Here is a 24,616-nt window from a genome sequence, read left to right on the forward strand (position 1 = left end):
GCGGGAATATCCGTCCTAAATAGGGTAAAGCATCTTTACCGAGCTGGTTCGGGCCTCCCGGACCGGCTAAAGCGCCGTTTTCCACGCGCAAAAGCGACAAATACCAGGACGCCATCATGTCTCGCCAGGACGCGAATGCAGCATTTGCCCTCTCCTCTTTTTTGCAGGGCACCAACGCCACCTATATCGACGAGCTCTACGCCCGCTACGAACAGGACCCCGGCGCGGTCGATGGTGAATGGCAGGAATTCTTCAAGAGCCTGAAAGACACCCCGGCCGACGTCCGCAAGAACGCCGAAGGCCCCTCCTGGGGCCGTGACAACTGGCCGCTGACGCCGCAGGACGATCTGACCTCGGCGCTGGACGGCAATTGGGCGCAGGTCGAGAAGGCGGTCGGCGCCAAGCTCGCCGCCAAGGCAAAGGCGCCCGGCGCCGAACTGGCGCCGGCCGACGTCAACCAGGCGACCCGCGATTCCGTCCGCGCCCTGATGCTGATCCGCGCCTACCGCATGCGCGGTCATTTCCACGCCAAGCTCGATCCGCTCGGCATCGAGGCGCCGCGCGACCGTGAAGAGCTCGATCCGCGCACCTACGGCTTCACCGAGGCCGACTTCGACCGCAAGATCTTCCTCGATCACGTCCTCGGCCTCGAATACGGCAGCTTGCGCGAGATCGTCGCGATCTGCGAGCGCACCTATTGCCAGACGCTCGGCGTCGAGTTCATGCACATCAGTAACGCCGCGCAAAAGGCCTGGATTCAGGAGCGCATCGAGGGCCCGGACAAGGAAATCAGTTTCACGCCGGAAGGCCGTCGCGCCATCCTCAACAAGCTGATCGAAGCCGAAGGCTTTGAAAAATTCTGCGACCTCAAATTCACCGGCACCAAGCGCTTCGGTCTCGACGGCGCTGAGTCGCTGATCCCGGCGCTGGAACAGATCATCAAACGGGGCGGCAATCTCGGCGTGAAGGAGATCGTGCTCGGCATGCCGCATCGTGGGCGCCTCAACGTGCTGACCCAGGTGATGGCCAAGTCGCACCGCGCGCTGTTCCACGAATTCAAGGGCGGCTCCGCCAACCCCGAGGACGTCGAAGGCTCGGGCGACGTGAAGTATCACCTCGGCGCGTCCTCGGACCGCGAGTTCGACGGCAACAAGATCCATCTGTCGCTGACCGCCAACCCCTCGCACCTGGAGATCGTCGATCCGGTCGTGCTCGGCAAGGTGCGCGCCAAGCAGGACCAGCATGGCGATCCGCCGGACATGCGCATCTCCGTGCTGCCGCTGCTGCTGCACGGCGACGCGGCGTTTGCCGGCCAAGGCGTGGTCGCGGAATGCTTCGGCCTGTCGGACCTGAAAGGCTACCGCACTGGCGGCTCGCTGCATTTCATCGTCAATAACCAGATCGGCTTTACGACCTATCCGCGCTACTCGCGCTCCTCGCCATACCCGTCCGACGTCGCCAAGATGATCGACGCGCCGATCTTCCACGTCAACGGCGATGATCCCGAGGCGGTGGTGTTCGCCGCCAAGGTCGCGATCGAGTTCCGGCAGAAATTCCACAAGCCGGTCGTGATCGACATGTTCTGCTACCGCCGGCACGGCCACAACGAGGGCGACGAGCCGGCGTTCACCCAGCCGGTGATGTACAAGCGGATCGCGCAACAGCCCTCGACGCTCGAACTCTACGCCAAGCGTCTCGTCGCTGAAGGCGTTCTGACCGAGGGCGAGGTCGACAAGGCCAAGGCCGATTGGCGCGCGCGGCTCGATGCCGAGCTCGAGGCCGGCACCGGCTACAAGCCCAATAAGGCCGACTGGCTCGACGGCAAATGGGCCGGCTTTAAGGTCGCCGACCAGGAAGAGGACGCGCGGCGCGGCGTCACCGGCGTCGATGTCAGTGTCCTCAGGGATATCGGCCGCAAGATCACCAAGGTGCCCGACGGCTTCCGGGTTCACCGCACCATCCAGCGTTTCCTGGAGAACCGTGCCAAAGCGATCGACAATGGCGTCGGCATCGACTGGGCGACCGGCGAGGCGCTGGCGTTCTGCACGCTGCTGCAGGAAGGCCACCACGTCCGCCTCTCGGGTCAGGATAGCGAGCGCGGCACCTTCTCGCAGCGCCATTCGGTGCTGATCGACCAGGAAGACGAGAGCCGCTACACGCCATTCAACCATCTCGGCCACGACCAGGGCCATTACGAAGTCATCAACTCGCTATTGTCGGAAGAGGCGGTGCTCGGCTTCGAGTACGGCTATTCGCTGGCCGAGCCGAATGCGCTGGCGATGTGGGAAGCGCAGTTCGGCGATTTCGCCAATGGTGCACAGGTGGTGTTCGACCAGTTCATCTCGTCGGGCGAACGCAAATGGCTGCGCATGTCCGGCCTGGTCTGCCTGTTGCCGCACGGCTATGAAGGGCAGGGGCCGGAACACTCCTCGGCACGTCTTGAGCGGTACCTGCAGATGTGCGCCGAAGACAACATGCAGGTGGTCTACCCGACCACGCCGGCGAATTACTTCCACGTGCTGCGCCGCCAGCTGCATCGCGAGATCCGCAAGCCGCTGATCATGATGACGCCGAAATCGCTGCTCCGCCACAAGCGCGCGGTGTCGCGGCTCGACGAACTCGGCAAGGATACGACCTTCCATCGCATCCTGTACGATGACGCGCAGATGCTGCCCGACGAGAAGATCAAGCTGGCGCCGGACGACAAGATCCGCCGCGTCCTGCTGTGCTCGGGCAAGGTCTATTACGACCTCTACGAGGAGCGTGAGAAGCGCGGCATCGACGACATCTACATCCTGCGCGTCGAGCAGCTTTATCCGGTGCCGCTGAAGGCGCTGGTGCAGGAACTCGTCCGCTTCAAGAATGCCGAGGTGGTCTGGTGCCAGGAAGAGCCGCGCAACATGGGCGCGTGGCACTTCATCGAGCCCTATCTCGAATGGGTGCTGAACCAGATCCATGCGCCGAACCGGCGTCCGCGTTACGCGGGCCGCGCCGCGTCGGCGGCGACCGCCACCGGTCTGATGTCGAAGCATCTGGCGCAGCTCAAGGCGATGCTGGATGAGGCGCTGAACTGATCCTCACTCGTCATGCCCCGCGAAAGCGGGGCATCCAGTACGCCGCGCCGCCAAGATTCAATCACGACCGTCCCGGCGTACTGGATCGCCCGGTCAAGCCGGGCGATGACAGCTTTGGAATTTTAGATCGCTTAAGGATACCCAGGAAACCAATACCATGACTGAAATTCGTGTTCCGACGCTTGGCGAATCCGTGACGGAAGCCACCATCGGCCGCTGGTTCAAGAAGGCCGGCGATGCCGTGGCGGTGGACGAGCCGTTGGTGGAGCTCGAGACCGACAAGGTCACCATCGAAGTCCCGGCGCCGTCGGCCGGCGTGCTCGGCGAAATCTCGGCCAAGGATGGCGAGACCGTCGCCGTCGGCGCGCTGCTCGGCCAGATCAATGACGGCGCTGCCGCGGCTGCGAAGCCGGCCGCCGCGCCTGCCAAGGCCGCTGCACCGGCGGCGCCCGCCGCCGCGCCTGCTGCGGCTCCGAAGGCCGTCGCGGCGGATGCGCCGCTCGCGCCATCGGTCCGAAAACTCTCCGCCGAGAGCGGCATCGATGCCTCGACCGTGCCGGGCTCCGGCAAGGATGGCCGCGTCACCAAGGGCGACATGCTGGCCGCGATCGAGAAGGCGGCGTCCGCGCCGACCCCGGTCAACCAGCCCGCCGCGTCCGTGCAGGTGCGTGCGCCGTCCCCGGCCGACGATGCCGCCCGCGAAGAGCGCGTGAAGATGACGCGGCTGCGCCAGACCATCGCGCGCCGCCTGAAGGACGTGCAGAACACCGCGGCGATGCTGACGACCTTCAACGAGGTCGACATGACCAACGTCATGTCGCTGCGCGCGCAGTACAAGGACGTGTTCGAGAAGAAGCACGGCACCAAGCTCGGCTTCATGGGCTTCTTCACCAAGGCCTGCGTGCAGGCGCTGAAGGACATTCCCGCCGTCAACGCCGAGATTGACGGCTCTGATCTGATCTACAAGAACTACTATCACGTCGGCATCGCGGTCGGCACCGACAAGGGCCTGGTCGTGCCCGTCGTGCGCGACTGCGACCACAAGTCGATCTCCGACATCGAAAAATCGATCGCCGATTTCGGCCGCCGCGCCCGCGATGGTCATCTCAAGATCGACGAGATGCAGGGCGGCACCTTCACCATCACCAATGGCGGCATCTACGGCTCGTTGATGTCGACGCCGATCCTGAACGCGCCGCAATCCGGCATTCTCGGCATGCACAAGATCCAGGAGCGGCCGATGGTGGTCGGTGGCAAGATCGAGGTGCGCCCGATGATGTATCTGGCGCTGTCCTACGATCACCGCGTGATCGACGGAAAGGAAGCGGTGACGTTCCTGGTGCGCGTCAAAGAGAGCCTGGAAGATCCGGCGCGATTGGTGCTGGATCTCTAGATCGCGGGTTGCTGTGTCGGATGATGCTCTAGATCGCCCGCCCCCGTGGGATCAGGACGAAGGGGATGGTCTCGTTGGTCAATTGGTTCTGGCAGGGATCACCTACCTTGCAGCGGATGGAAAGACGGTGACATCGCAGATTCAGTGTTGGGGACGGATCGACAGCGCGACGCCCGACGGAATAGCAGTTGTGTGCGAGGGCAAGGTGTGGACTGGACAGACCATGACGTTGCCGCCGCACCTATCGGCGTTTCAGGCGGCACGTCCCGGCGAATACAGACTACGATCGACGGGTGAGACGGTCGAGAATCCTGACCTTACGACCAGTTGGACAATCACGCAGTCTCCGAAATCATGACACGGGGTGCTGTATGAATCTCATGCGTTGGGGGCTGATGTGACGGACAAAGTCGTTGTGATCACCGGCGGTAGCCGCGGCATCGGCCGCGCCACCGCGCTCGCGGCCGCCGCGCGCGGCTATCGCATCGTCGTCGGCTACGCCACCAACAAGGCGGCGGCCGACGAGGTTGTCTCGCTGATCGAGGGCAAGAACGGCAAGGCAATTGCCGTGAAATGCGATGTCGGCAGCGAGGCGGACATTCTCGCCCTGTTCAAGGCGGCCGACGAGGTCGGCACGCTCGGGGCGCTCGTCAACAATGCCGGCATTGTCGGCAAGAGTAGCGTGCGTGTCGACGAGATGTCGGCCGAGCGGATCCAGCAAGTGATGGCGATCAACGTCACCGGCAGCATCTTATGCGCGCGCGAGGCGGTGAAGCGCATGTCGACCAAGCACGGCGGCAAGGGCGGCGTCATTGTCAACCTCTCCTCGGTCGCGGCCCGGCTCGGCGCACCCAACACCTATGTTGACTATGCCGCCTCCAAGGGCGCGATCGATTCCTTCACGATCGGCCTTGGCTATGAAGTCGCCGCTGAGGGCATCCGCGTCGCCGGTATCCGGCCGGGACTGATCGATACCGAAATCCACGCCGCCGGCGGCGAGCCCGACCGCGCGCATCGGCTGGCGCATCTGGTGCCGATGAAGCGCGTCGGCACTGCGGATGAAATCGCCAACGCCATCGTCTGGCTGATCTCGGACGAGGCCTCCTACGTCACCAGCACCATCCTCGACGTCTCGGGTGGGCGGTAATCCCTGACACATTTCTAGTACAGGACTGCACCATGGCTACCTACGATCTCGTCGTCATCGGCACCGGCCCCGGCGGATATGTCTGCGCGGTGCGCGCGGCGCAACTCGGCATGAAGGTCGCCGTGGTCGAGAAGAATCCGACGCTGGGCGGCACCTGCCTGAACGTCGGCTGCATGCCGTCGAAGGCGCTGCTGCATGCGTCCGAGATGTTCGAGGAGGCCGCGCACTCCTTTGCCAAGATGGGTGTCAGCGTTTCCGCGCCAAAGCTCGATCTGCCGGCGATGATGAACTTCAAGCAGCAGGGCATCGACGGTAACGTCAAGGGCGTCGAGTTCCTGATGAAGAAAAACAAGATCGACGTGCTGAAAGGCACCGGCAAGATTCTCGGTGCGGGCAAGGTTGAGGTGAGCGGCGGCGGGAAGACCGAGACAGTCGAGACCAGGAATATCGTCATCGCCACCGGCTCCGATATCGCGCGGCTGAAAGGCATCGAGATCGACGAGAAGCGCATCGTGTCATCGACCGGCGCGCTTTCCTTGGAAAAAGTGCCGGAAAAGATGTTGATCGTCGGCGCCGGCGTGATCGGCCTCGAACTCGGCTCGGTGTGGCGCCGGCTGGGGTCGGACGTCATGGTCGTCGAATTTCTCGACCGCATCCTGCCCGGCATGGACGGCGAAGTGGCGAAACAATTCCAGCGCATGCTCGAGAAGCAGGGCTTTGCATTCAAGCTGGGCACCAAGGTCACCAGCGTCGATACGTCAGGCAAGATGTTGAAGGTCAGCGTGGAGCCCGCGGCCGGCGGAACGGCGCAGATGCTGGAAGCAGATGTGGTTCTGGTCTGCATCGGCCGCGTGCCCTACACGGAAGGGCTGGGCCTCAAGGAAGCCGGCATCGCGCTCGACAATCGGGGTCGCGTGCAGATCGACGCGCATTTCTCGACCAGCGTGAAGGGCGTTTATGCGATCGGCGACGTGGTGGCCGGACCGATGCTTGCGCACAAGGCCGAGGACGAAGGCGTCGCCTGCGCCGAAATCATCGCGGGACAGGCCGGCCATGTGAACTACGACGTTATTCCGGGCGTCGTGTATACCACGCCGGAAGTGTCGTCGGTCGGCAAGACCGAGGAGGAGCTGAAGCAGGCCGGCGTCGCCTATACGTCTGGTAAGTTTCCGTTTACCGCCAACGGCCGCTCCAAGGTCAATCAGACCACTGACGGTTTCGTGAAGATTCTTGCAGATGCGAAGACTGATCGCGTGCTTGGCGTGCACATCGTCGGCCGCGAAGCCGGCGAAATGATCCACGAAGCCTGCGTTTTGATGGAATTCGGCGGCTCCGCCGAAGATCTCGCGCGCACCTGCCACGCCCACCCGACGCGTTCGGAAGCCGTCAAGGAAGCTGCGCTTGCGGTCGGCAAACGCGCCATCCATATGTGATCCATATCCGGGACACACCGGGTAGCGCGTGATCGAAAGAGGCCGTATCCGCTTTCTCGAAAAGATCACGCTTTGAACGCAGAAATGGAGGGGCGCGACCAATCAACAGAGGTCGTACCGCTCCAGAGATGATGATCGATGATGCGCCGCCTGTTACAGCCGTTCTGGGTCCTGCTTGCGGTCATCTTCCTGATCGAAGCCTGGCTGTGGGATCACCTCGAGCCGATCGTCGAGCGCGTCGTTGCGGCGATCCCGCTTCGCGCCTTCAAGCATTGGCTGTCCGGGCGCATTGAAGCGCTGTCGCCCGCGATGACCCTGATCGTGTTTGCGGTGCCGGTCATCGTGCTGTTTCCACTGAAGCTGGTCGGCTTCTGGCTGTTGGCCCACCAATATTGGATCCCCGCTACGCTTGTGATCGTAGCAGGCAAATTCCTCGGCCTCGGCGTCACAGCGTTCGTCTTCGACGTGACACGCGCCAAGCTCCTGCAGATGGCGTGGTTCAAGAAGGGCTATGAATTCATCATGGCGATGCGCGCCAAGGCGGCAGAGCTGGTGCAGCCGATCAAGCAGCGTATCCGGGAGATGCTGCGCGGCGATGGCGATAGCTGGTCATCGCGCATGCTGCGGCTGATCGCCCGCTTCCGCAAGAGCGTGCACGAGGCGCGATAGCCCCGGTGTCGTTGCCCGGCCAGTGCGCAATTGCGCACTAGGACCGGGCAACCCAGCATTCCGAGAAATTAGCGGCTAAGCCGAAGGGCCGCGGCGTACTGGATGCCCCGCTTTCGCGGAGCATGACAGTGGAAACCGCAGATCGCCCTCAGCTCAATGCAAATGCAGCACGTGCAGCAGATGCGGCCAGAACAGGCCGAATCCGGTCATCACGAGCCCGCCCAGCAACAGCAGTCCCGATGTCCAGGCAAGCCAGGCCATGCCGGTGATGATGGTTGCCGATGCCAGCACGATGGCGATCTGGAACATCGCCGATGCGTATTCGTAGTGATGATATTTGTCCGTCGCGACATCGCGCGCTGCTTCGGCTTCCTTGGCGCGCTTGGCGAGTTGCTCTGTTCCTTCGCCGGTTTCCGGCTCGGAGCGGTACCGCGCGGCGGTCTTTTCCCAGGTGTCGATCTGCTTGGTCAGCGCGGCCTTGACGGCATCATCGGTGGCGGCGCCGAGTGTTAGCCTGCCCTGTTCGGCCGCGGTCTGGATCTGGGTGCGGCGGATGCTCTTGGCCTGGAAGAAGGACCAGAGGTTCGCAGCCTCGACGTTCTTGCTGATCGACTCGGTCTGCGCGCCCTTGCCGAGCATTTCCGACAGCGCGAGGAACAGCGCAATGACTGCGATCAGCAGTGCGATGTTCTTGTTCGAGCCGGAAGCGTGCTCGGCATGCTCCGCATGCTCCATGCTCTCATGTGCGCCCATGTTCATCTCCCCAAAAGCAGACCGCGACCACGATTGCCGAACGCCCCGTTCAACGCAAGAGTGAAGCGGATTTTGGGCGGGTCCATTACAGGATTATTCTTTCCATGCTTTGAGCCCAATATGACAGTCACCGATTCCGGATCGGGCTGGTTCGGTTGGTATGGATCGAATTCGGCCCGGGGCGACGGGCCATTATATGATATGCCCGGGTGCGCGGCAGGGCTGGACCGAGCGCATTCTACTGTGCATGGGGTTGTTTTCGCGATTTTGTGTCTGGCCGGGTCAGCCGCGCGGATGCGCCGAGCGGTACACTTCCAGAAGCCGCTCGCTGTCGATGCCGGTGTAGACCTGCGTCGTCGAGAGCGAGGCGTGGCCGAGCAGCTCCTGGATGGCGCGAAGGTCACCGCCGCGGCTGAGCAGATGGGTTGCGAACGAATGTCGCAGCGCATGGGGCGTGGCGCTGTCGGGCAGGCCGAGCGCGCCGCGCAGCCGCTCCATGGCGAGCTGGATGATGCGCGGGGAAAGCGGCCCGCCGCGCGCACCGACGAAGATCGGACCGGCCGGCGGCAATGAATGCGGGCACATCGCGACGTAATCGGCGATCAGCGCCAGCACGTTATGCAGCACCGGCACCATCCGGGTCTTGTTGCCCTTGCCGGTGACGATGAGGACATCGCCTTCGCCGGGTTTTGGCACTTCGCGCCGCTTCAGCCCCAGCGCCTCGGAGATGCGCAGGCCAGAGCCGTACAGCAGCGCCATGACTGCGGCATCGCGCGCCAGGATCCAGGGTTCGCGCTCCTCTCCAGCGCGCTCGTCGGCATCGGCGAAACGCTTGGCTGCCGCCATCTGGATCGGCTTCGGCAAGCTCTTGGCAACCTTGGGCGCACGAATGGCCGAGAGGGCGCCGACCTTGCCTTTACCCTCGCGCTCGAGATAGCGGCCGAACGATCGGAGCCCCGCCAGCGCCCGCATCAGCGAGCGCCCGGCGATATCATCGGCGCGTCGCATCGCCATGAAGGCCCTGACGTCGGTGGCCTCCAGCGCTGCAAACCGCCTCAAGGTGACCTTCTCGCCCCAATGCTCGGCCAGGAAGGCGAGGCACTGGCGGAGGTCGCGGGCATAGGCTTCCAGCGTCTTCGGCGACAGCCGCCGCTCGGCACGCAGATGCATCAGCCAGCGCGCCATCTCCTGCGCGAAGCCGTCATCGGCGCAGTCGAGTTCGAGGCCTTGCGGAACTTGCTTGCCCATAGCCTTCCCCGGTCTTGGAGGCGATGCTTCCGTCGATTATATCGCACCTCTTTCGTTTACCGTTCGCTAACTTGGCCGCCCGGCGCTAGCCTTGGCCAAAATACCTCAAGCCTGATTCCCTGATGGACCACGCTATCAGCCAAACCGCCACATCGGCATCGTCGACGCGCATCGTCGACGTGCTGGTGCCGGTCGCGCTAAATCAGACCTATTCCTACCGCGTGCCGCGCGAGATGACGCTGAAGCCGGGCGATGTCGTCTGCGTGCCGCTCGGACCGCGCGAGGTGGTGGCAGTGGTATGGGCGGAGAACGCCAATCCCGATCCGCGGCTGCACAACCGCCTGAAGGATGTCGGCGAGAAGCTCGACGTGCCGCCGTTGCGGCCGGAACTGCGCAGCCTCGTCGACTGGGTCGCCAATTACACGCTGTCCGCCCGCGGCATGGTGCTGCGGATGGCGTTGCGGATGGGCGAAAATCTCGGGCCCGAGCGGATGCGGCTCGGCGTGCGGCTGGTCGGCGCGCCGCCGCAGCGTCTGACGCCGGCGCGGCGGCGCCTGATCGAGGTGCTGTCGGACGGCCTTTTGCACGGCAAGTCCGAAGCCGCGCGCGAAGCCGGCGTCAGCTCCGGTGTGGTCGATGGCCTCATCGACGAGGGCACGCTCGCCGTCGAGGCGATGCCGCCGCCGCTGGCGCCGCCGGCGCCCGATCCGGCGTTCGCGCAGCCGGACTTTTCCAGCCAGCAGCGCGCCGCAGTCGATGCGATGCGCGCGCTCGCTGCCAACGGCACGTTCCATGTCGCGCTGCTCGATGGCGTCACCGGCTCGGGCAAGACCGAAGTCTATTTCGAAGCGATCGCGGAAGTAATCCGGCGCGGCAAGCAATGCCTGATCCTGATGCCGGAAATCGCGCTCACGGGACAGTTCCTCGATCGCTTCGCACAACGTTTTGGCGTGCGTCCGCTCGAATGGCATTCGGAGCTGACGCCGCGCACGCGGCAGCGCAATTGGGCGGCGATATCGGCGGGCGAGGCGACGGTCGTGGTCGGCGCGCGCTCGGCGCTGTTTATGCCCTACGCGGATCTCGGTCTCATCATCGTCGACGAAGAGCACGATCAGGCCTACAAGCAGGATGACGGCGCACATTACCATGCCCGCGACATGGCGGTGGTGCGCGCGCATATCGCCAAAATTCCGATCGTGCTGGCTTCCGCAACGCCTTCCGTCGAAAGCGAGGTCAACGCGCGCAAGGGACGCTACCAGCGCGTCGCGCTGCCCTCGCGTTTCGGCGGCCAGCACATGCCGCATATCGAGGCGATCGATTTGCGCCGCGCGCCGCCGCCGCGCGGGCGCTTCATCTCGCCGCCGCTGGCCGAGCAGGTTCAGTTCGCGATCGAGAAGCACGAGCAGGCGTTATTGTTCCTCAACCGGCGCGGCTATGCGCCGCTGACGCTGTGCCGCGCTTGCGGCCATCGCTTTTCTTGCACCATCTGCGATGCCTGGCTGGTTGATCATCGCTTTCGGCAGCGGCTCGTCTGTCACCACTGCGGCTTCTCGATGCCGCGCCCGAACATTTGCCCGCACTGCCAGGCCGAGGAATCGCTGGCCGCGATCGGTCCCGGCGTCGAGCGCTTGCAGGAGGAGGCGGCCGCGCTGTTTCCGAACGCGCGCACCATGGTGCTGTCGAGCGACCTCATCACCTCGATCGAGACCATGCGCAGCGAGCTGAACGAGATCGCCGAAGGCCGCGTCGACATCATCATCGGCACGCAACTGGTGGCGAAGGGACATAATTTCCCGCGGCTCAATCTGGTCGGCGTGGTCGATGCCGATCTTGGCCTCGGCAACGGCGATCCGCGCGCCGCCGAGCGGACGTTCCAGCTGCTCAACCAGGTGATCGGCCGCGCGGGGCGCGAGCAGGGCCGCGGCGTCGGCTTTCTGCAGACCCATCAGCCCGAACATCCCGTCATGAAGGCGCTGGTGGCCAGCGACCGCGAGGCGTTCTACGCCAGCGAGATTGAGCAGCGCGAGCGCACCGGCTATCCGCCGTTCGGCCGGCTCGCCAGCCTGATCATTTCCGCCGGCGATCGGCCGACCGCGGAAGGCTTTGCGCGCAAGCTCGCCGCGATCGCGCCGATCGACGAGCGCATCCAGGTGCTCGGCCCGGCAGAGGCGCCGTTGGCTGTGATCAAGGGGCGCTACCGGTTTCGAATCCTGGTGAAGTCGCTGCGCAATGTCGATCTATCGGAGTATTTGCGCGAATGGCTCGCCGCCGGGCCGAAGACCAAGGGCAATCTCAAGCTCGAGGTCGACGTCGACCCGCAGAGCTTTTTGTAGGCGCCGTGCTTTCACCCTCCAGGGGGAGGGCCAACAAAAAGCCTGCCGTCATCGCGACGGCAGGCCCTTGTGACCGCGAAAAGTCGCAGCCGGTTACGCAACGCAACGCCTACGCGGGTCTGATGGACTTAGGAAACGACTTCGGCGGTGATGTGGCCGACGCCGGCGCCAGTCAGGCCGATGGCGCGCGCGGCACCCTTGGAGAGGTCGAGCACGCGGCCGCGGATGAACGGACCACGGTCGTTGATCGTGACGATGACGCTCTGGCCACGATGGGTGACGCGGAGCTTGGTGCCGAACGGCAGCGAGCGGTGGGCGGCGGTCAGGGCGTTCTGGTTGAAGCGCTGGCCCGAGGCAGTCCGGCTGCCCGACTCGTTGCCGTAATAGGAAGCCTTGCCCGAGAAGCCGCGCCCGCCCGTCGGGGCAATCGCCGCATTGGCGTTGAGCCAACCATCGCCGGCCGGCTGCGCCTTGGCGTGGTGGGAATGGTGGTGGTGATGGCGATGATGCCTGGACTTGGCGGACGCCTCGGAGACGGTGCCGCCGACCAGGAGAGTTGCGGCAATCAAGGCGAAAGCCGTACGCGACCGGGTTAGAGCTCCCGGCACCACTTTATTGGCATGCAACATTAAACTAGTCCCTCAGATAGTATTGCCACACACGTGACAAATGGAACCCCCGGTCCCAGTTTCAGCGGATGCCGTTTGGTCAGGCAATGAGGCATGAATTGGGCAGTAAATGCGGAATGTCGCGCGCTGACATATCTTGTTACCGCGGTCAACTAATCAGAGGATATTCCGTAATCTTGCGAGTTAATAAACTTTTAACGAATTGAATACTTCGTATTACTGGGAAATACAGTCATCGCTAAGAATGAAAAGATTTAGGCAAGTAATGGCCAAATGGAGGAGATCGGCCGGGTTCGTTCCGCATGGCGCTGGTCATAGCCGTCATGCAAATGCGGACGGAACGAATTCGCCTGTCAGGGACGGCGCCGTTGAGCCGGCCGACGCTGGAGCCAAAATTCCGGCGCACTGATCCCGCATCAACGGGCATTCTAGGCGACGTGAAAATTGACGTGCGACAAGGCATCGCCCGAACGCGCGGTCATGTTGCACCTGCGCGCTCGCTATGTTAGCAAAGCCGCGATTTTAACGATCCCGGCACCTCGCGTGCCGGTCGAAAATCGAAGTCCCGCTTGAATTCCAAGGGCTTGGATCGCTAGGCGCCGCTACTTGTGGCGACGGTTTTTCCCTTGCGAGTTTGACAGCTAATAAAGAGCGAGTCTGTGGCTGCTGAAGATCCGTCCGTTTCGGGAGTGTCGGGCCGTTATGCTACGGCCTTGTTCGAGTTGGCGCGCGAGGAGAAATCCATCGACGCCGTAAAGGCCGATCTCGAGAAATTCGAGGCCATGCTGAACGAAAGCGCCGATCTAAAGCGCCTCGTCCGCAGCCCGGTGTTCTCGGCCGATGCGCAGGCCAAGGCGCTCAATGCCGTGCTCGACAAGGCCGGCATCACCGGCACCTCAGCCAAATTCCTTAAAGTCCTGACCGCCAATCGCCGGCTGTTCGCCGTCGCCGACGTAATCCGCGCCTTCCGCGCGCTGGTGGCGAAGTTCAAGGGCGAGGTGACGGCCGACGTCACCGTCGCCGAACAGCTCAGTGACAAGAATCTCGACGCGCTGAAGACCGCACTGAAGTCGGTGACGGGCAAGGACGTCGCGCTCAACGTGAAAGTCGATTCCTCCATCATTGGCGGTCTTGTGGTCAAGCTCGGCAGCCGCATGGTGGATGGTTCGCTTCGCACCAAACTCAATTCGATCAAGCACGCGATGAAAGAGGCAGGCTGATGGACATCCGCGCCGCGGAAATTTCCGCGATCCTCAAGGACCAGATCAAGAATTTTGGCCAGGAGGCCGAAGTCACCGAAGTCGGGCAGGTGCTGTCCGTCGGTGACGGTATCGCCCGCGTCTACGGTCTGGACAACGTCCAGGCCGGTGAAATGGTCGAGTTCGAGAACGGCACCCGCGGCATGGCGCTGAACCTCGAAACCGACAACGTCGGTATCGTCATCTTCGGCGCCGACCGCGAGATCAAGGAAGGCCAGACCGTCAAGCGTACCCGCGCCATCGTGGACACCCCGGTCGGCAAGGGCCTGCTCGGCCGCGTCGTCGACGCGCTGGGTAACCCGATCGACGGCAAGGGCCCGATCAAGGCCGACAAGCGCATGCGCGTCGACGTCAAGGCGCCCGGCATCATTCCGCGCAAGTCGGTGAGCGAGCCGATGGCGACCGGCCTGAAGGCGATCGATGCGCTGATCCCGGTCGGCCGCGGCCAGCGCGAGCTGATCATCGGTGACCGCCAGACCGGCAAGACCGCGATCGCGCTGGACACCATTTTGAACCAGAAGCCGCTGAACGCGCAGCCGGACGAGAACATCAAGCTGTATTGCGTCTATGTCGCGATCGGCCAGAAGCGCTCGACCGTCGCCCAGTTCGTCAAGGTGCTGGAAGAGCAGGGCGCGCTGGAATATTCGATCGTCGTCGCCGCGACCGCTTCCGACCCGGCGCCGATGCAGTACATCGCCCCGTTCACCGGCTGCACCATGGGCGAGTACTTCCGCGACAACGGCATGCATGCCGTGATCATCTATGACGACTTGTCCAAGCAGGCCGTCGCCTACCGCCAGATGTCGCTGCTGCTGCGCCGCCCGCCGGGCCGCGAAGCCTATCCGGGCGACGTGTTCTATCTGCACTCCCGCCTGCTCGAGCGCGCCGCCAAGCTCAACAAGGATCAGGGCTCGGGCTCGCTGACCGCGCTGCCGGTCATCGAAACCCAGGCCAACGACGTGTCGGCCTACATCCCGACCAACGTCATCTCGATCACCGACGGCCAGATCTTCCTGGAAACCGACCTGTTCTTCCAGGGCATCCGTCCCGCGGTGAACGTCGGTCTGTCGGTGTCGCGCGTCGGTTCGTCAGCGCAGACCAAGGCGATGAAGAAGGTCGCCGGCAAGATCAAGGGCGAACTGGCGCAGTATCGCGAAATGGCGGCGTTCGCGCAGTTCGGCTCTGACCTCGACGCCTCGACCCAGCGTCTGCTCAACCGCGGCTCGCGCCTCACCGAACTACTGAAGCAGCCGCAGTTCTCGCCGCTGAAGATGGAAGAGCAGGTCTGCGTGATCTGGGCCGGCACCAACGGCTATCTCGATCCGCTGCCGCTCAACCGGATCAAGGCGTTCGAGGAAGGTCTGTTGTCGGCGCTGCGCGGCAAGAACGCCGACATCCTCAACACCATCCGCGACAGCCGCGATCTTTCCGACGACACCGCCGCCAAGCTGAAGTCGGTGGTCGAAGGTTTCGCCAAGTCGTTTTCTTGATGATTGCCGCCAGGGCCCGGCATAGGTCGGGCCCGGCGAAATAGTGGCTTGCGGTCTGCCGGATCGGCGGGCCGCCGGGGTGAACTGAGAATGGCTTCACTTAAAGACATGCGGGTCCGCATCGCCTCGACCAAGGCGACGCAGAAGATCACCAAGGCGATGCAGATGGTCGCGGCTTCCAAGCTGCGTCGCGCGCAGACCGCCGCCGAGGCAGCGCGGCCCTACGCCCAGAAGATGGACGCGGTGATTTCCAACATCGCGGCTGCCGCCGCAGGTTCGCCGGGCGCGCCGGCGCTGCTGGCCGGCACCGGCCGCGACCAGGTTCATCTGCTGCTGGTCTGCACCGGGGAGCGCGGCCTGTCCGGCGCCTTCAACTCGGCGATCGTGCGTCTCGCCCGCGAGAAGGCACTGTCGCTGATGAACCAGGGCAAGGAAGTCAAGTTCTTCTGCGTCGGCCGCAAGGGCTACGAGCAGCTCCGCCGCACCTTCGAAAAGCAGATCGTCGAGCATCTCGACCTGCGCGGCGTGCGACAGCTCGGCTTCGTCAATGCCGAGGACATAGCCAAGAAAGTGCTGACACGTTTCGAGGCCGGCGAGTTCGACGTCTGCACGCTGTTCTATTCGCAGTTCAAGTCGGTGATCGCGCAGATCCCGACCGCGCAGCAGATCATTCCGCTCGTCGTCGAAGGCGAAGGCGGCAACGGCTCGTCGACGGCTTATGAATACGAGCCGGAGGAGGACGAGATCCTCACCCGCCTTCTGCCGCGCAATCTCGCGGTGCAGATTTTCCGCGCGCTGCTCGAAAACAACGCCTCGTTCTACGGCGCGCAGATGAGCGCGATGGACAACGCGACGCGCAACGCGGGCGAAATGATCCGCAAGCAGACGCTGGTCTACAACCGCACGCGTCAGGCCCAGATCACCAAGGAACTCATCGAAATCATCTCCGGCGCAGAAGCAGTCTGACCGGGCAAGAAATTCGGATCGAAGGAGACAGTAAATGGCTACAGCAGCCAACCAGATCGGTCGCGTCACCCAGGTCATGGGCGCCGTCGTCGACGTGCAGTTCGAAGGCCACCTGCCGGCCATTCTCAACTCGCTGGAGACCAAGAACGGCAACAACCGTCTGGTGCTCGAAGTCGCGCAGCACCTCGGCGAGTCCACCGTCCGCACCATCGCGATGGACGCCACCGAAGGTCTGGTCCGCGGCCAGGAAGTCAAGGACACCGGCCAGCCGATCGCGGTGCCCGTCGGTGACGGCACGCTCGGCCGCATCATGAACGTGATCGGCGAGCCGATTGACGAAGCCGGTCCGATCAAGTCCGAAGGCACCCGCGCCATCCACCAGGAAGCGCCGACCTACACCGATCAATCCACTGAGGCCGAAATTCTCGTCACCGGCATCAAGGTCGTCGACCTGCTCGCGCCTTACGCCAAGGGCGGCAAGATCGGCCTGTTCGGCGGCGCCGGCGTCGGCAAGACCGTGCTGATTCAGGAACTGATCAACAACGTCGCCAAGGCGCACGGCGGTTACTCGGTGTTCGCCGGCGTCGGCGAGCGTACCCGCGAAGGCAACGACCTTTATCACGAGTTCATTGAATCCAAGGTCAACGCCGATCCGCACAATCCCGATCCGAGCGTGAAGTCGAAATGCGCGCTGGTGTTCGGACAGATGAACGAGCCGCCGGGCGCCCGCGCCCGCGTCGGCCTCACCGGTCTGACCGTCGCCGAGCACTTCCGCGATCAGGGCCAGGACGTGCTGTTCTTTGTCGACAACATCTTCCGCTTCACGCAAGCCGGCTCGGAAGTGTCGGCGCTGCTCGGCCGCATCCCGTCGGCGGTGGGCTATCAGCCGACGCTCGCCACCGACATGGGCGCGCTGCAGGAGCGCATCACCACCACCCAGAAGGGCTCGATCACCTCGGTGCAGGCGATCTACGTGCCCGCCGACGACTTGACCGACCCGGCACCCGCCACCTCGTTCGCCCACTTGGACGCGACCACGGTGCTGAGCCGCGCGATCTCAGAAAAGGGCATCTACCCGGCGGTGGACCCGCTCGACTCGACGTCGCGCATGCTCTCGCCGCTCGTCGTCGGCGAGGAGCACTACCAGACCGCACGTATGGTCCAGCAGGTGCTGCAGAAGTACAAGTCGCTGCAGGACATCATCGCCATTCTCGGCATGGACGAACTGTCCGAAGAGGACAAGCTCGCCGTGGCACGCGCCCGCAAGATCGAGCGCTTCCTGTCGCAGCCGTTCCACGTCGCCGAAGTCTTCACCGGCTCGCCCGGCAAGTTCGTCGAGCTCGCGGATACCATCAAGGGCTTCCGTGGCCTCTGCGAAGGCAAGTACGACCACCTGCCGGAAGCGGCCTTCTACATGGTCGGCACCATCGAAGAAGCCGTCGAGAAGGGCAAGAAGCTGGCTGCTGAAGCGGCGTGATCTGAAGTCGTCATTGCCGGGCTTGACCCGGCAATCCATCGACTCAAGAAGACTTTCGTCTGATGGACCCGCGGGTCAAGCCCGCGGGTGACAACGTAAAGAACGGAACGACAATGGCTACCTTCCACTTCGATCTCGTCTCTCCCGAAGAGCTCGCCTTCTCCGGCGAGGTCGATCAGGTTGATATTCCCGGTCTGGAAGGCGATTTCGGTGTGCTGGCCGGACATGCGCCTGTCGTGGCCGCGATCCGGCCGGGCATCCTGACCATCATCACCGGCGGCACCCGTGAAAAGGTGATCGTGCTGGGCGGTCTTGCCGAAATGTCGGGGACCGGCCTCACCGTGCTCGCCGACGTCGCCACCTCGATCGAGGACGTCGATCGCGCACAGTTCGCCGAGACCATTGCCGAGATGGAAGCCAAGCTCGCAGAGCATGAGGGTGACGAACTCGATCATGCCATCGAGCGGCTGGATCACTTCAAGAGCATCCAGATCGAGCTCAACGCCACGGCCATGCACTAAGCCCCGGGGCACCGCTCCGGGGCGCACAGAAGGCCCGGACCTGCATCAACGCTCGTCACGCTGTGGCGGGCGTTTTTTATTTTCGGGTGTCATCCGAGAAGCCGGCCACGACTCGGATTGAGCGCGGCGACAGAACAGGGCGCGGTCAATGATGCGCTCGCCGTGCGCCAAGCGCCATAGCTAACGCCGCTGAACGGGGCGCTCGCTCTGATCGGTATACGCTTCCGATGGCGGCCCGACCGCGACGATGACATTCTGGGGCGTCCCGGACCGCTCGACGGTCAGACGGACCTGCTCGCCGATCCGGGCAAGACCAATGCGGTTGCGAAGTTGCGCGGCCGAGTGGATCGGGCGCTCGTCCGCCCGCAGCACGATGTCGCCCTTGCGCAGGCCGGCCACTTCCGCCGGCGAGCCGGGGCTGACCTCGGCGATGCGGGCTCCCTCGCTGCGTCCGCCATCGGTGGAAGGATTGAGCTCGCGCAAGGAGATGCCGATACGGCCGCGTTCGACGCGTCCCTTCTCGATGATCTGCTCCATCACCCGCCGCGCCATGTTCACGGGAATCGCAAAGCCGATGCCGACATTGCCGCCGGCCGGCGAAATGATGGCCGAATTGATGCCGATCAGCTCTCCCCTCAGATTGACCAGCGCGCCGCCGGAATTGCCGGGGTTGATGGCGGCATCGGTCTGGATGAAATCCTCATAGCCCTGCTTGCCAAGGCCGGTGCGGCCGAGCGCGCTGACGAGGCCGGACGTCACCGTCTGGCCGAGGCCGAAGGGATTGCCGATGGCGAGGACGAAGTCGCCGACTTCGAGCGCGTCGCTGTCGCCGAACGCGATCGCCTTCAGCGCGCTCGGCGATTGAATTCGCAGCACGGCAATGTCTGTTGCGGGATCGCGGCCGATGACCTTGGCCGAAAAAGGCCGGCCATCCTTGGTCTTGATCTGAACCGAAGCAACCTGCTCGACGACATGATTGTTGGTGAGGATGTATCCCTTCTGCGCATCGACGATGACGCCGGAGCCGGTGGCGTTGATTTCCTTCTCGAGCTGCTTTGGTACGTCGAAGAATTCCCGGAACAGCGGATCGCGATAGAGCGGATTGTCCTGCCTGATCTTGCCGTGCACGGCGATGTTGACCACGGCAGGTGTAACCTCGCGCACCAGCGGCGCCAAGGTTGGCACGGCGCCGCCGGCTTTCAGGTTCGGAATTTGGGCCGCAGCGGGACTCACAAGGATCAAGCCCGCGATCACGACAGCAAAGAGACGGTCCACGCGCGTCCTCATATGCGGATGACGAAGGTTGCAGATCAGGAGCTCGCCTGCGGTGGCGCGCCCTGATGAAAGGCGAGACATGACGCAACCCAGAAGACGGTTGCGTGATTGATCAGCGCAATGGTCAGGATGGCCGGGGTCAGCATGACGTCAGCCTCCGTGTCATGGCCTGCCAGCGCGGTCGCCTCCGGCCGCTGATGTCGGTTCGCTGCACGGGCTCGCCATCGCCATCCAGCTGGCGCAAAGCGGCCAGGATATCGGCAAGCCGGATCGGATGACCCATGCCCGGAATGTCGCGCAGGCCGGGACAGGACTCGACCGCGAACATGTCGGAAGCCCATGAAGAGAGGATCACGCGCTTCTCGGAATCGGAAAGCTGCCGATCGATCAATACTTCATCAGGGGAATCATAGTGTGCGGCGGGATGAAACAGCGCAAAGTCGGTGGTGCTCAGATCGGCCTTGCTCATCGAACGATCTCCTTAGTCTCCTTTCCCTGGGGCATGCGACGGGAGGCGGCGGGGAGCCGCCGCCGCCGTGTCGTCATTGGTTGCTGATTGGGATGCGCTTGACAGACGAACGCGCCTGCTCGGATTTCGGCAGCGTGATCGTCAGGACGCCGTCGTGGAATTTGGCTTCGGCCTTGTCTTCCTCGACGCCGTCGAGCGGGATCTGCCGTTCGAACGAACCGTAATAGCGCTCGGTGAAGTATCTGCCGCCATTATCAGTCCGTTCGGACTTCTTCTCGCCGCGCAAGGTCAGAACGCCGTTGGCGATCTCGAGCTGAACGTCTTTTTCCGTCAGCCCCGGCAGTTCAGCCGTCACCTTCAGCTCCTTGTCGGTCTCGTTGAGCTCGATACTTGGCCATCCGAAGCGACCTTCCATCAGCGGGCTGCCAAAACGGGCTGGCATCCCGAAGCCTCTGAAGACATCGTCGAACAGCCGGTTCATTTCCCGGTGCAGGGTGAAGAAGGGATCGTCGCGCGAAGGCGTGAGCTCCTGATTTCTCGACCGCGGGATCAGATCACGAATAGCCATAGTGTGTCCTCCTGAGAGATTTCTGCTGCTGCTTGCATAGGCTCTGCGCGCGGCGGGAATCCGCGCGCAGAGCCTGCACTACAAAGGCGCCTTAAGCCGCCTTCTGCTCGATCTGGTGGGAAGCGGCGGCGTTGCCAATCGGGATGCGCCGCGGCTTCATCGCGTCGGGCACTTCGCGAACCAGGTCGACGATCAAGAGACCGTCCTTGAACGAGGCCTGCTTGACCTGCACATAATCGGCGAGATTGAACACCCGCCGGAACGGCCGGGCCGCGATGCCGTGATACAGGTATTCGCGTTGCTCGGCGTGGGGCTTCTGGCCCTCGATGATCAGCGTGTCTCGCTCTGCAGTCACGCTGATGTCGTCCATGCCGAAGCCGGCGACGGCGAGGGAAATCCGGTACGCGTCGTCGCCGACGCGTTCGACGTTATAGGGCGGGTAGTTGTCGTCGGTCGAGTGCCGCAAGCTGCTGGCGAGCAGGTCGGCCAGATGATCGAAGCCGATCGTGGAACGCCACAGGGGCGCAAAGTCAAAGGTCCTCATAGCCAAGTCCTCCTAAGAGCAAGATGGATACGAAGGAGCGTCGGACACCGTCCGGCGCCCACTCAACTCGCCGGACCCAAGCTGGCATCCGGCGCCGCTGTCAGCGGCAAACAACGAATTAGAAAAAAGCCGAAAAGTTTCAAGGGGCGGGATTCAAAAAATTTTGCTGCCGCCGCGCGCCCGCGGCGGCAGAATTAATCAAGCGTAAATGGCCGGGCCGGGGGCTGAATGTCGGCCAGGTCAGGTGCGGCCGGTGTGCTGCTCCCGGTCAAGCCCTCGCGCCCGCAAGCCGTTCGGTCTGGGGCCAACCGCCAGCATCATGAAGAGGGTTCGATAAACCTGGTAGCGGGCGGCCGGGCGCGTACGCTCGCGCCCGCGCATCAGCAGCGTGCCATTCTGGTCTCGCACCTGCCATTCGAAGCTTCGGCGGCGCTTGAATACGATCACATCCTTCATGTCGGGCGAGACATCATGCGGTGTCACTTGCAGCAAGCGCGACGGCCGATCGAACGGCGCCAGATTGATCTAGGCCGCCGAGGAGATCGGCGGCTGGGTCCTGGAATTCTGGATGCTGGGAGCCGGAAAGGCGAGCGGGAAAGTGGAAGCTGCGAGTTTTTCCAGCGCTGATTGCTCTTCGGACAGGCGCGCCTCGATGTACTGGCGTTCCAGCTCTGTCAGCCTGGTTTTTAGAAGACGGCGATAACGGTCGATGTTGTTGCGATGCGTTCGCAAACGGGTGAGCTTTTCATCAATCATCTTCGTCATCCTTTGACGGTCGTTCTATGGGTCCTTCGAATTGAGAGATGGTTCAGCCCTCCAGCAAAAAATATTCAGCGGCAGAACGCTGTCAAGCGCCTCCAGGCAGTGCCGCGTTCTAGCGGGTGAACTCGGCAAATGCCTGCGCCACCATTCTGTACACATCGCGCCGAAATGGTACGACGAGGTCGGCGACACGATCGAGGCGCTCCCAGCGCCAGGAATCGAATTCGGCCGGCTGGCCGTTGCGCGGCGTCAGCGGGTCGATTTCATCGTCGCGGCCGGTGTAGCGCAATGCGAACCATTTCTGCCGCTGCCCGCGGAATTGCGCGAGGCGATGCGTGGCCGGTCCGTCATAGGGCGGAAAGTCATATTTTATCCAATCGGTCTCGCCGAGATATTCGGCGCTGACCGCGCCGGTCTCCTCCCAGAGTTCGCGCATGACGGCATCGCGCGGGTTCTCGTCGGCGTCGATGCCGCCCTGGGGCATTTGCCACTCAAGGCCGGGGAGAATGATTTCCGGTCCATCGTCGCGGAAGCGCCGGCCGATCAGCACCTCGCCGGAAGCGTTGAACAAAGCGATGCCCACATTGGGCCGGTAGGGTTTGTCGGACATGAGACTGATGCGTGTCCGCATCGCGAACGACGCGGGGAGAATGAATGGGCTAGCTGCCTGCGAGGTTGGCGAATTCCTTGACCACGCGCTCATAGACCGGCCGCTTGAACGGGACGATCAGGTTGGGAAGATTCTTCATCGGCTCCCAGCGCCAGGTCACGAACTCGGCCTTGTGTCCGCCGCCGCCGGGGCTGGCGACATTGATCTCGGCATCCTTGCCGGTGAAGCGTACCGCGAACCATTTCTGGCGTTGCCCGCGATAGCGACCCTTCCAGGCGCGGCCGGCCACGGTGCGTGGAATGTCGTAGATCAGCCAATCCGGGACTTCGCCCAGCTTTTCGACCGAGCGGACGCTGGTCTCCTCGTAAAGCTCGCGCTTGGCCGCCTCCCAGGTGTCCTCGCCGGGATCGACCCCGCCCTGCGGCATCTGCCAGACATGGGTTTCATCGACATGCTCGATGCCCCCAGCGCGGCGGCCGATGAAGACCAGCCCGGCCGCGTTGATCAGCATCATGCCGACGCAGGTCCGGTAAGGCAGGTCCTCATAGCGCGCCATGTCCGTCAGGGTTCCTTTGCCTGCATTCATCTGCAATCGGCCGGTCCGGCAGGGTCGGGTAGGGCCGCGCCGCCGCCATCAGCTTGATCTCTAGCCTGATTTTGATTTCAGCATCGCCGTTGTCAATGGCACAAGCAGGATGCCCCGGCCCTCGAGCGTCTTGGTCCAGGCGGCCAGCCGCTCGATCGAAATCGGCAGCGCCGAGGCGACACCTACGGCCAGCCCGCGCTCCTTGGCGAGCGTCTCTAGCTTGACCAGGGTGCGGTCGATCTCGACCGAGGTCGGCACGGCATCGATGGTGAAATCGGCCTTGGCAAACGGCATCGACTGGGCGATCGCCTGCGCTGACGCGATACTGCGCGGCGAGGAGCCGTCGTCGAGATAGCCGAGACCGCGCTTGGCGGCCTCACGGATGACTGGCTGCATCACGCTGTCGGTCGCCGTGAAGCGCGCGCCCATGAAATTGGCGATCCCGGCATAGCCCTGAAACCGGCTGAGGTGCCAGTACAGCCGGTCGAGGTTCTGTTCTGAGGTCAGCGTCGTGAGCAGGGTCTGCGGGCCGGGGTCGTTGTCGGGGTAATCGAACGGCTCCATCGGAACCTGCAGCAGGATCTCGTGGCGCTGGGCGCGGGCCCGCTCGGCCAGCTTGGTGGGATCTGCCCCATAGGGGGTGAACGCCAATGTCACCGCCGGCGGCAGCTTCATGATGGCATCGGTCGTCTTGGCGGCGCCGACACCGAGGCCGCCGACCACGATCGCAATCACCGGCATCTTCGCGGCCTTGGTGCGGTCGGCGTCTGCCGCATAGACCGTGAAGGGTTTGAGGCCATCGGCAACGGCCGGAATCATGCCGTAGCGCGACTTCTCCAGGAGGCGCGGATCGATCCCGGTCATGGTCATCGCCGGCTCGGCGCCGGCCTTGTCGCCGGCATCGCTGCCGATCACCACGTCCTGACGCTTACCGCTGGAGCCATCGATGATGGTGACGGTCTTGTTTTCGCCGGCCGGGGCCTGCGGGGTGCCGGGCTTGGCGGCATGCTCGGTCTGGCCGGAGGCTGCGGGCTGCTGGTCATCCGCCGGCTTGCGCAGCGCGACACGGGCCATCGGCTCCCCGCCCAGGGGGTTGTCGGTAAAGAGCGCGACACTCAGGAAGACAACCAGGACGAGGCCGAGCAGCACGGCCAGCGCCTGCATCGCCGTGAACGGCAGCCGAAACCGGCGCTTTTTGCGCTCCGTCTTTTGCCCAAGCGGTGCACTCAGCTCGTCGGCGGTTTCCGTCATGAATCTTCCCGAATCACCAGACCCGACGATAGCACGATGGCCCGGATTCGAGCGCCTGCGCCGCCCCGCAAAAGCGCCATTCGGGGGGTGGCGGCGGGGACCGGCCATGCAAAAGGGGCGGCCCGTGAGCCGCCCCCTGGTTCGGGAATATCTGGAAGA

23 protein-coding genes are annotated in these 24,616 nt (G+C 63.7%); 11 read left to right on the forward strand and 12 right to left on the reverse strand.

All coding sequences use genetic code 11. The features are described from left to right. The first annotated feature begins 116 nt into the window (after positions 1-116). From RX331_RS01920 to RX331_RS01940, 5 genes are all read left to right on the forward strand, one after another. The gene (locus tag RX331_RS01920) at positions 117-3,074 is read left to right on the forward strand and encodes a 2-oxoglutarate dehydrogenase E1 component (RefSeq protein ID WP_317254987.1); all 2,958 of its coding nucleotides are present in this window, start codon (positions 117-119) and stop codon (positions 3,072-3,074) included. Positions 3,075-3,231: 157 nt separating this feature from the next. Next, on the forward strand, positions 3,232-4,467 hold the full coding sequence (odhB, locus tag RX331_RS01925; protein ID WP_317254988.1) for a 2-oxoglutarate dehydrogenase complex dihydrolipoyllysine-residue succinyltransferase: 1,236 nt from the start codon (positions 3,232-3,234) through the stop codon (positions 4,465-4,467). Positions 4,468-4,864: 397 nt separating this feature from the next. Continuing rightward, the gene (locus RX331_RS01930; RefSeq protein WP_317254989.1) at positions 4,865-5,614 is read left to right on the forward strand and encodes an SDR family oxidoreductase; all 750 of its coding nucleotides are present in this window, start codon (positions 4,865-4,867) and stop codon (positions 5,612-5,614) included. 32 nt (positions 5,615-5,646) lie between these two features. Beyond that, on the forward strand, positions 5,647-7,047 hold the full coding sequence (gene lpdA / locus RX331_RS01935) for a dihydrolipoyl dehydrogenase (RefSeq protein ID WP_317254990.1): 1,401 nt from the start codon (positions 5,647-5,649) through the stop codon (positions 7,045-7,047). 138 nt (positions 7,048-7,185) lie between these two features. Next, positions 7,186-7,716, forward strand: coding sequence for a hypothetical protein (locus tag RX331_RS01940; protein WP_317254991.1), 531 nt, complete (start codon positions 7,186-7,188; stop codon positions 7,714-7,716). Positions 7,717-7,869: 153 nt separating this feature from the next. Here the strand turns inward: RX331_RS01940 and RX331_RS01945 are convergent, their stop codons facing one another. Continuing rightward, positions 7,870-8,469 carry a DUF4337 domain-containing protein gene (locus tag RX331_RS01945; RefSeq protein ID WP_317254992.1) on the reverse strand — a complete coding sequence of 200 codons (600 nt, stop codon included), beginning with the start codon at positions 8,467-8,469 and terminating at the stop codon, positions 7,870-7,872. A gap of 282 nt (positions 8,470-8,751) precedes the next feature. Further along, a complete protein-coding gene (locus RX331_RS01950; RefSeq protein ID WP_317254993.1) occupies positions 8,752-9,717 on the reverse strand; it encodes a tyrosine recombinase XerC in 966 nt (321 codons plus the stop codon). Between the two features lie 122 nt (positions 9,718-9,839). Between RX331_RS01950 and RX331_RS01955 the strand changes: the two genes are divergently transcribed. Continuing rightward, complete coding sequence (locus RX331_RS01955; protein ID WP_317254994.1) at positions 9,840-12,050, forward strand: primosomal protein N'; 2,211 nt, start codon at positions 9,840-9,842, stop codon at positions 12,048-12,050. A gap of 128 nt (positions 12,051-12,178) precedes the next feature. On the opposite strand, the gene RX331_RS01960 is transcribed toward RX331_RS01955, so the two are convergent. After that, positions 12,179-12,679 (reverse strand): septal ring lytic transglycosylase RlpA family protein, encoded by a 501-nt coding sequence (locus tag RX331_RS01960; protein WP_317254995.1) that lies wholly within the window; start codon positions 12,677-12,679, stop codon positions 12,179-12,181. Positions 12,680-13,338: 659 nt separating this feature from the next. Here RX331_RS01960 and RX331_RS01965 point away from each other — a divergent pair. The 5 genes from RX331_RS01965 to RX331_RS01985 all read left to right on the forward strand — a co-directional run bounded on the left by RX331_RS01965 (position 13,339) and on the right by RX331_RS01985 (position 18,392). Then, positions 13,339-13,899 (forward strand): F0F1 ATP synthase subunit delta, encoded by a 561-nt coding sequence (locus RX331_RS01965; RefSeq protein ID WP_317254996.1) that lies wholly within the window; start codon positions 13,339-13,341, stop codon positions 13,897-13,899. Next, positions 13,899-15,428, forward strand: coding sequence for a F0F1 ATP synthase subunit alpha (gene atpA, locus RX331_RS01970; RefSeq protein ID WP_317254997.1), 1,530 nt, complete (start codon positions 13,899-13,901; stop codon positions 15,426-15,428). Before RX331_RS01965 ends, atpA begins: the two co-directional genes overlap by 1 nt. Before the next feature lie 90 nt (positions 15,429-15,518). Further along, positions 15,519-16,394: a F0F1 ATP synthase subunit gamma gene (locus tag RX331_RS01975; protein WP_317254998.1), complete on the forward strand. Its 876-nt coding sequence runs from the start codon at positions 15,519-15,521 to the stop codon at positions 16,392-16,394. A gap of 34 nt (positions 16,395-16,428) precedes the next feature. Beyond that, positions 16,429-17,871: a F0F1 ATP synthase subunit beta gene (gene atpD, locus RX331_RS01980; protein ID WP_317254999.1), complete on the forward strand. Its 1,443-nt coding sequence runs from the start codon at positions 16,429-16,431 to the stop codon at positions 17,869-17,871. 113 nt (positions 17,872-17,984) lie between these two features. Further along, positions 17,985-18,392: a F0F1 ATP synthase subunit epsilon gene (locus tag RX331_RS01985; RefSeq protein WP_317255000.1), complete on the forward strand. Its 408-nt coding sequence runs from the start codon at positions 17,985-17,987 to the stop codon at positions 18,390-18,392. 180 nt (positions 18,393-18,572) lie between these two features. Here the strand turns inward: RX331_RS01985 and RX331_RS01990 are convergent, their stop codons facing one another. The 9 genes from RX331_RS01990 to RX331_RS02030 form a co-directional block, all read right to left on the reverse strand. Further along, complete coding sequence (locus RX331_RS01990) at positions 18,573-19,679, reverse strand: Do family serine endopeptidase (protein ID WP_317258360.1); 1,107 nt, start codon at positions 19,677-19,679, stop codon at positions 18,573-18,575. Positions 19,680-19,806: 127 nt separating this feature from the next. Further along, complete coding sequence (locus tag RX331_RS01995; RefSeq protein WP_317255001.1) at positions 19,807-20,136, reverse strand: hypothetical protein; 330 nt, start codon at positions 20,134-20,136, stop codon at positions 19,807-19,809. 73 nt (positions 20,137-20,209) lie between these two features. Further along, entirely contained in the window at positions 20,210-20,704 is a 495-nt protein-coding gene (locus RX331_RS02000) for an Hsp20/alpha crystallin family protein (RefSeq protein ID WP_317255002.1), read from the reverse strand. Between the two features lie 91 nt (positions 20,705-20,795). Beyond that, entirely contained in the window at positions 20,796-21,248 is a 453-nt protein-coding gene (locus RX331_RS02005) for an Hsp20 family protein (RefSeq protein WP_317255003.1), read from the reverse strand. Between the two features lie 240 nt (positions 21,249-21,488). Further along, complete coding sequence (locus RX331_RS02010) at positions 21,489-21,704, reverse strand: hypothetical protein (RefSeq protein WP_317255004.1); 216 nt, start codon at positions 21,702-21,704, stop codon at positions 21,489-21,491. Between the two features lie 69 nt (positions 21,705-21,773). Continuing rightward, positions 21,774-22,004 carry a hypothetical protein gene (locus tag RX331_RS02015; protein WP_317255005.1) on the reverse strand — a complete coding sequence of 77 codons (231 nt, stop codon included), beginning with the start codon at positions 22,002-22,004 and terminating at the stop codon, positions 21,774-21,776. Positions 22,005-22,122: 118 nt separating this feature from the next. Then, positions 22,123-22,620, reverse strand: a complete 498-nt coding sequence (locus RX331_RS02020; RefSeq protein WP_317255006.1) for an RNA pyrophosphohydrolase — start codon at positions 22,618-22,620, stop codon at positions 22,123-22,125. A gap of 49 nt (positions 22,621-22,669) precedes the next feature. Continuing rightward, positions 22,670-23,176 carry an RNA pyrophosphohydrolase gene (locus RX331_RS02025; protein WP_317258361.1) on the reverse strand — a complete coding sequence of 169 codons (507 nt, stop codon included), beginning with the start codon at positions 23,174-23,176 and terminating at the stop codon, positions 22,670-22,672. A 90-nt stretch (positions 23,177-23,266) separates the two neighbouring features. Beyond that, positions 23,267-24,457: a divergent polysaccharide deacetylase family protein gene (locus RX331_RS02030; RefSeq protein WP_317255007.1), complete on the reverse strand. Its 1,191-nt coding sequence runs from the start codon at positions 24,455-24,457 to the stop codon at positions 23,267-23,269. Positions 24,458-24,616 lie beyond the last annotated feature (159 nt).

The sequence above is a fragment of the Bradyrhizobium sp. BWA-3-5 genome (genome assembly GCF_032917985.1).
In the GTDB taxonomy this organism is placed as follows: domain Bacteria; phylum Pseudomonadota; class Alphaproteobacteria; order Rhizobiales; family Xanthobacteraceae; genus Bradyrhizobium.

Excerpts from the sequence above, each read along its gene's own strand:
- RX331_RS01945 (WP_317254992.1), bottom strand. The coding sequence starts at position 8,469 with ATGGGCGCACATGAGAGCATGGAGCATGCGGAGCATGCCGAGCACGCT.
- RX331_RS02000 (WP_317255002.1), bottom strand. The coding sequence starts at position 20,704 with ATGGCTATTCGTGATCTGATCCCGCGGTCGAGAAATCAGGAGCTCACG.
- RX331_RS02010 (WP_317255004.1), bottom strand. The coding sequence starts at position 21,704 with ATGAAGGATGTGATCGTATTCAAGCGCCGCCGAAGCTTCGAATGGCAG.
- RX331_RS01995 (WP_317255001.1), bottom strand. The coding sequence starts at position 20,136 with ATGAGCAAGGCCGATCTGAGCACCACCGACTTTGCGCTGTTTCATCCC.
- lpdA (WP_317254990.1), top strand. The coding sequence starts at position 5,647 with ATGGCTACCTACGATCTCGTCGTCATCGGCACCGGCCCCGGCGGATAT.
- RX331_RS02005 (WP_317255003.1), bottom strand. The coding sequence starts at position 21,248 with ATGAGGACCTTTGACTTTGCGCCCCTGTGGCGTTCCACGATCGGCTTC.
- RX331_RS01940 (WP_317254991.1), top strand. The coding sequence starts at position 7,186 with ATGATGCGCCGCCTGTTACAGCCGTTCTGGGTCCTGCTTGCGGTCATC.
- atpA (WP_317254997.1), top strand. The coding sequence starts at position 13,899 with ATGGACATCCGCGCCGCGGAAATTTCCGCGATCCTCAAGGACCAGATC.
- atpD (WP_317254999.1), top strand. The coding sequence starts at position 16,429 with ATGGCTACAGCAGCCAACCAGATCGGTCGCGTCACCCAGGTCATGGGC.
- RX331_RS01920 (WP_317254987.1), top strand. The coding sequence starts at position 117 with ATGTCTCGCCAGGACGCGAATGCAGCATTTGCCCTCTCCTCTTTTTTG.
- RX331_RS02025 (WP_317258361.1), bottom strand. The coding sequence starts at position 23,176 with ATGGCGCGCTATGAGGACCTGCCTTACCGGACCTGCGTCGGCATGATG.
- RX331_RS01990 (WP_317258360.1), bottom strand. The coding sequence starts at position 19,679 with ATGAGGACGCGCGTGGACCGTCTCTTTGCTGTCGTGATCGCGGGCTTG.
- RX331_RS01975 (WP_317254998.1), top strand. The coding sequence starts at position 15,519 with ATGGCTTCACTTAAAGACATGCGGGTCCGCATCGCCTCGACCAAGGCG.
- RX331_RS01985 (WP_317255000.1), top strand. The coding sequence starts at position 17,985 with ATGGCTACCTTCCACTTCGATCTCGTCTCTCCCGAAGAGCTCGCCTTC.
- RX331_RS01955 (WP_317254994.1), top strand. The coding sequence starts at position 9,840 with ATGGACCACGCTATCAGCCAAACCGCCACATCGGCATCGTCGACGCGC.
- RX331_RS01950 (WP_317254993.1), bottom strand. The coding sequence starts at position 9,717 with ATGGGCAAGCAAGTTCCGCAAGGCCTCGAACTCGACTGCGCCGATGAC.
- RX331_RS02020 (WP_317255006.1), bottom strand. The coding sequence starts at position 22,620 with ATGTCCGACAAACCCTACCGGCCCAATGTGGGCATCGCTTTGTTCAAC.
- RX331_RS01960 (WP_317254995.1), bottom strand. The coding sequence starts at position 12,679 with ATGTTGCATGCCAATAAAGTGGTGCCGGGAGCTCTAACCCGGTCGCGT.
- RX331_RS02015 (WP_317255005.1), bottom strand. The coding sequence starts at position 22,004 with ATGATTGATGAAAAGCTCACCCGTTTGCGAACGCATCGCAACAACATC.
- odhB (WP_317254988.1), top strand. The coding sequence starts at position 3,232 with ATGACTGAAATTCGTGTTCCGACGCTTGGCGAATCCGTGACGGAAGCC.
- RX331_RS02030 (WP_317255007.1), bottom strand. The coding sequence starts at position 24,457 with ATGACGGAAACCGCCGACGAGCTGAGTGCACCGCTTGGGCAAAAGACG.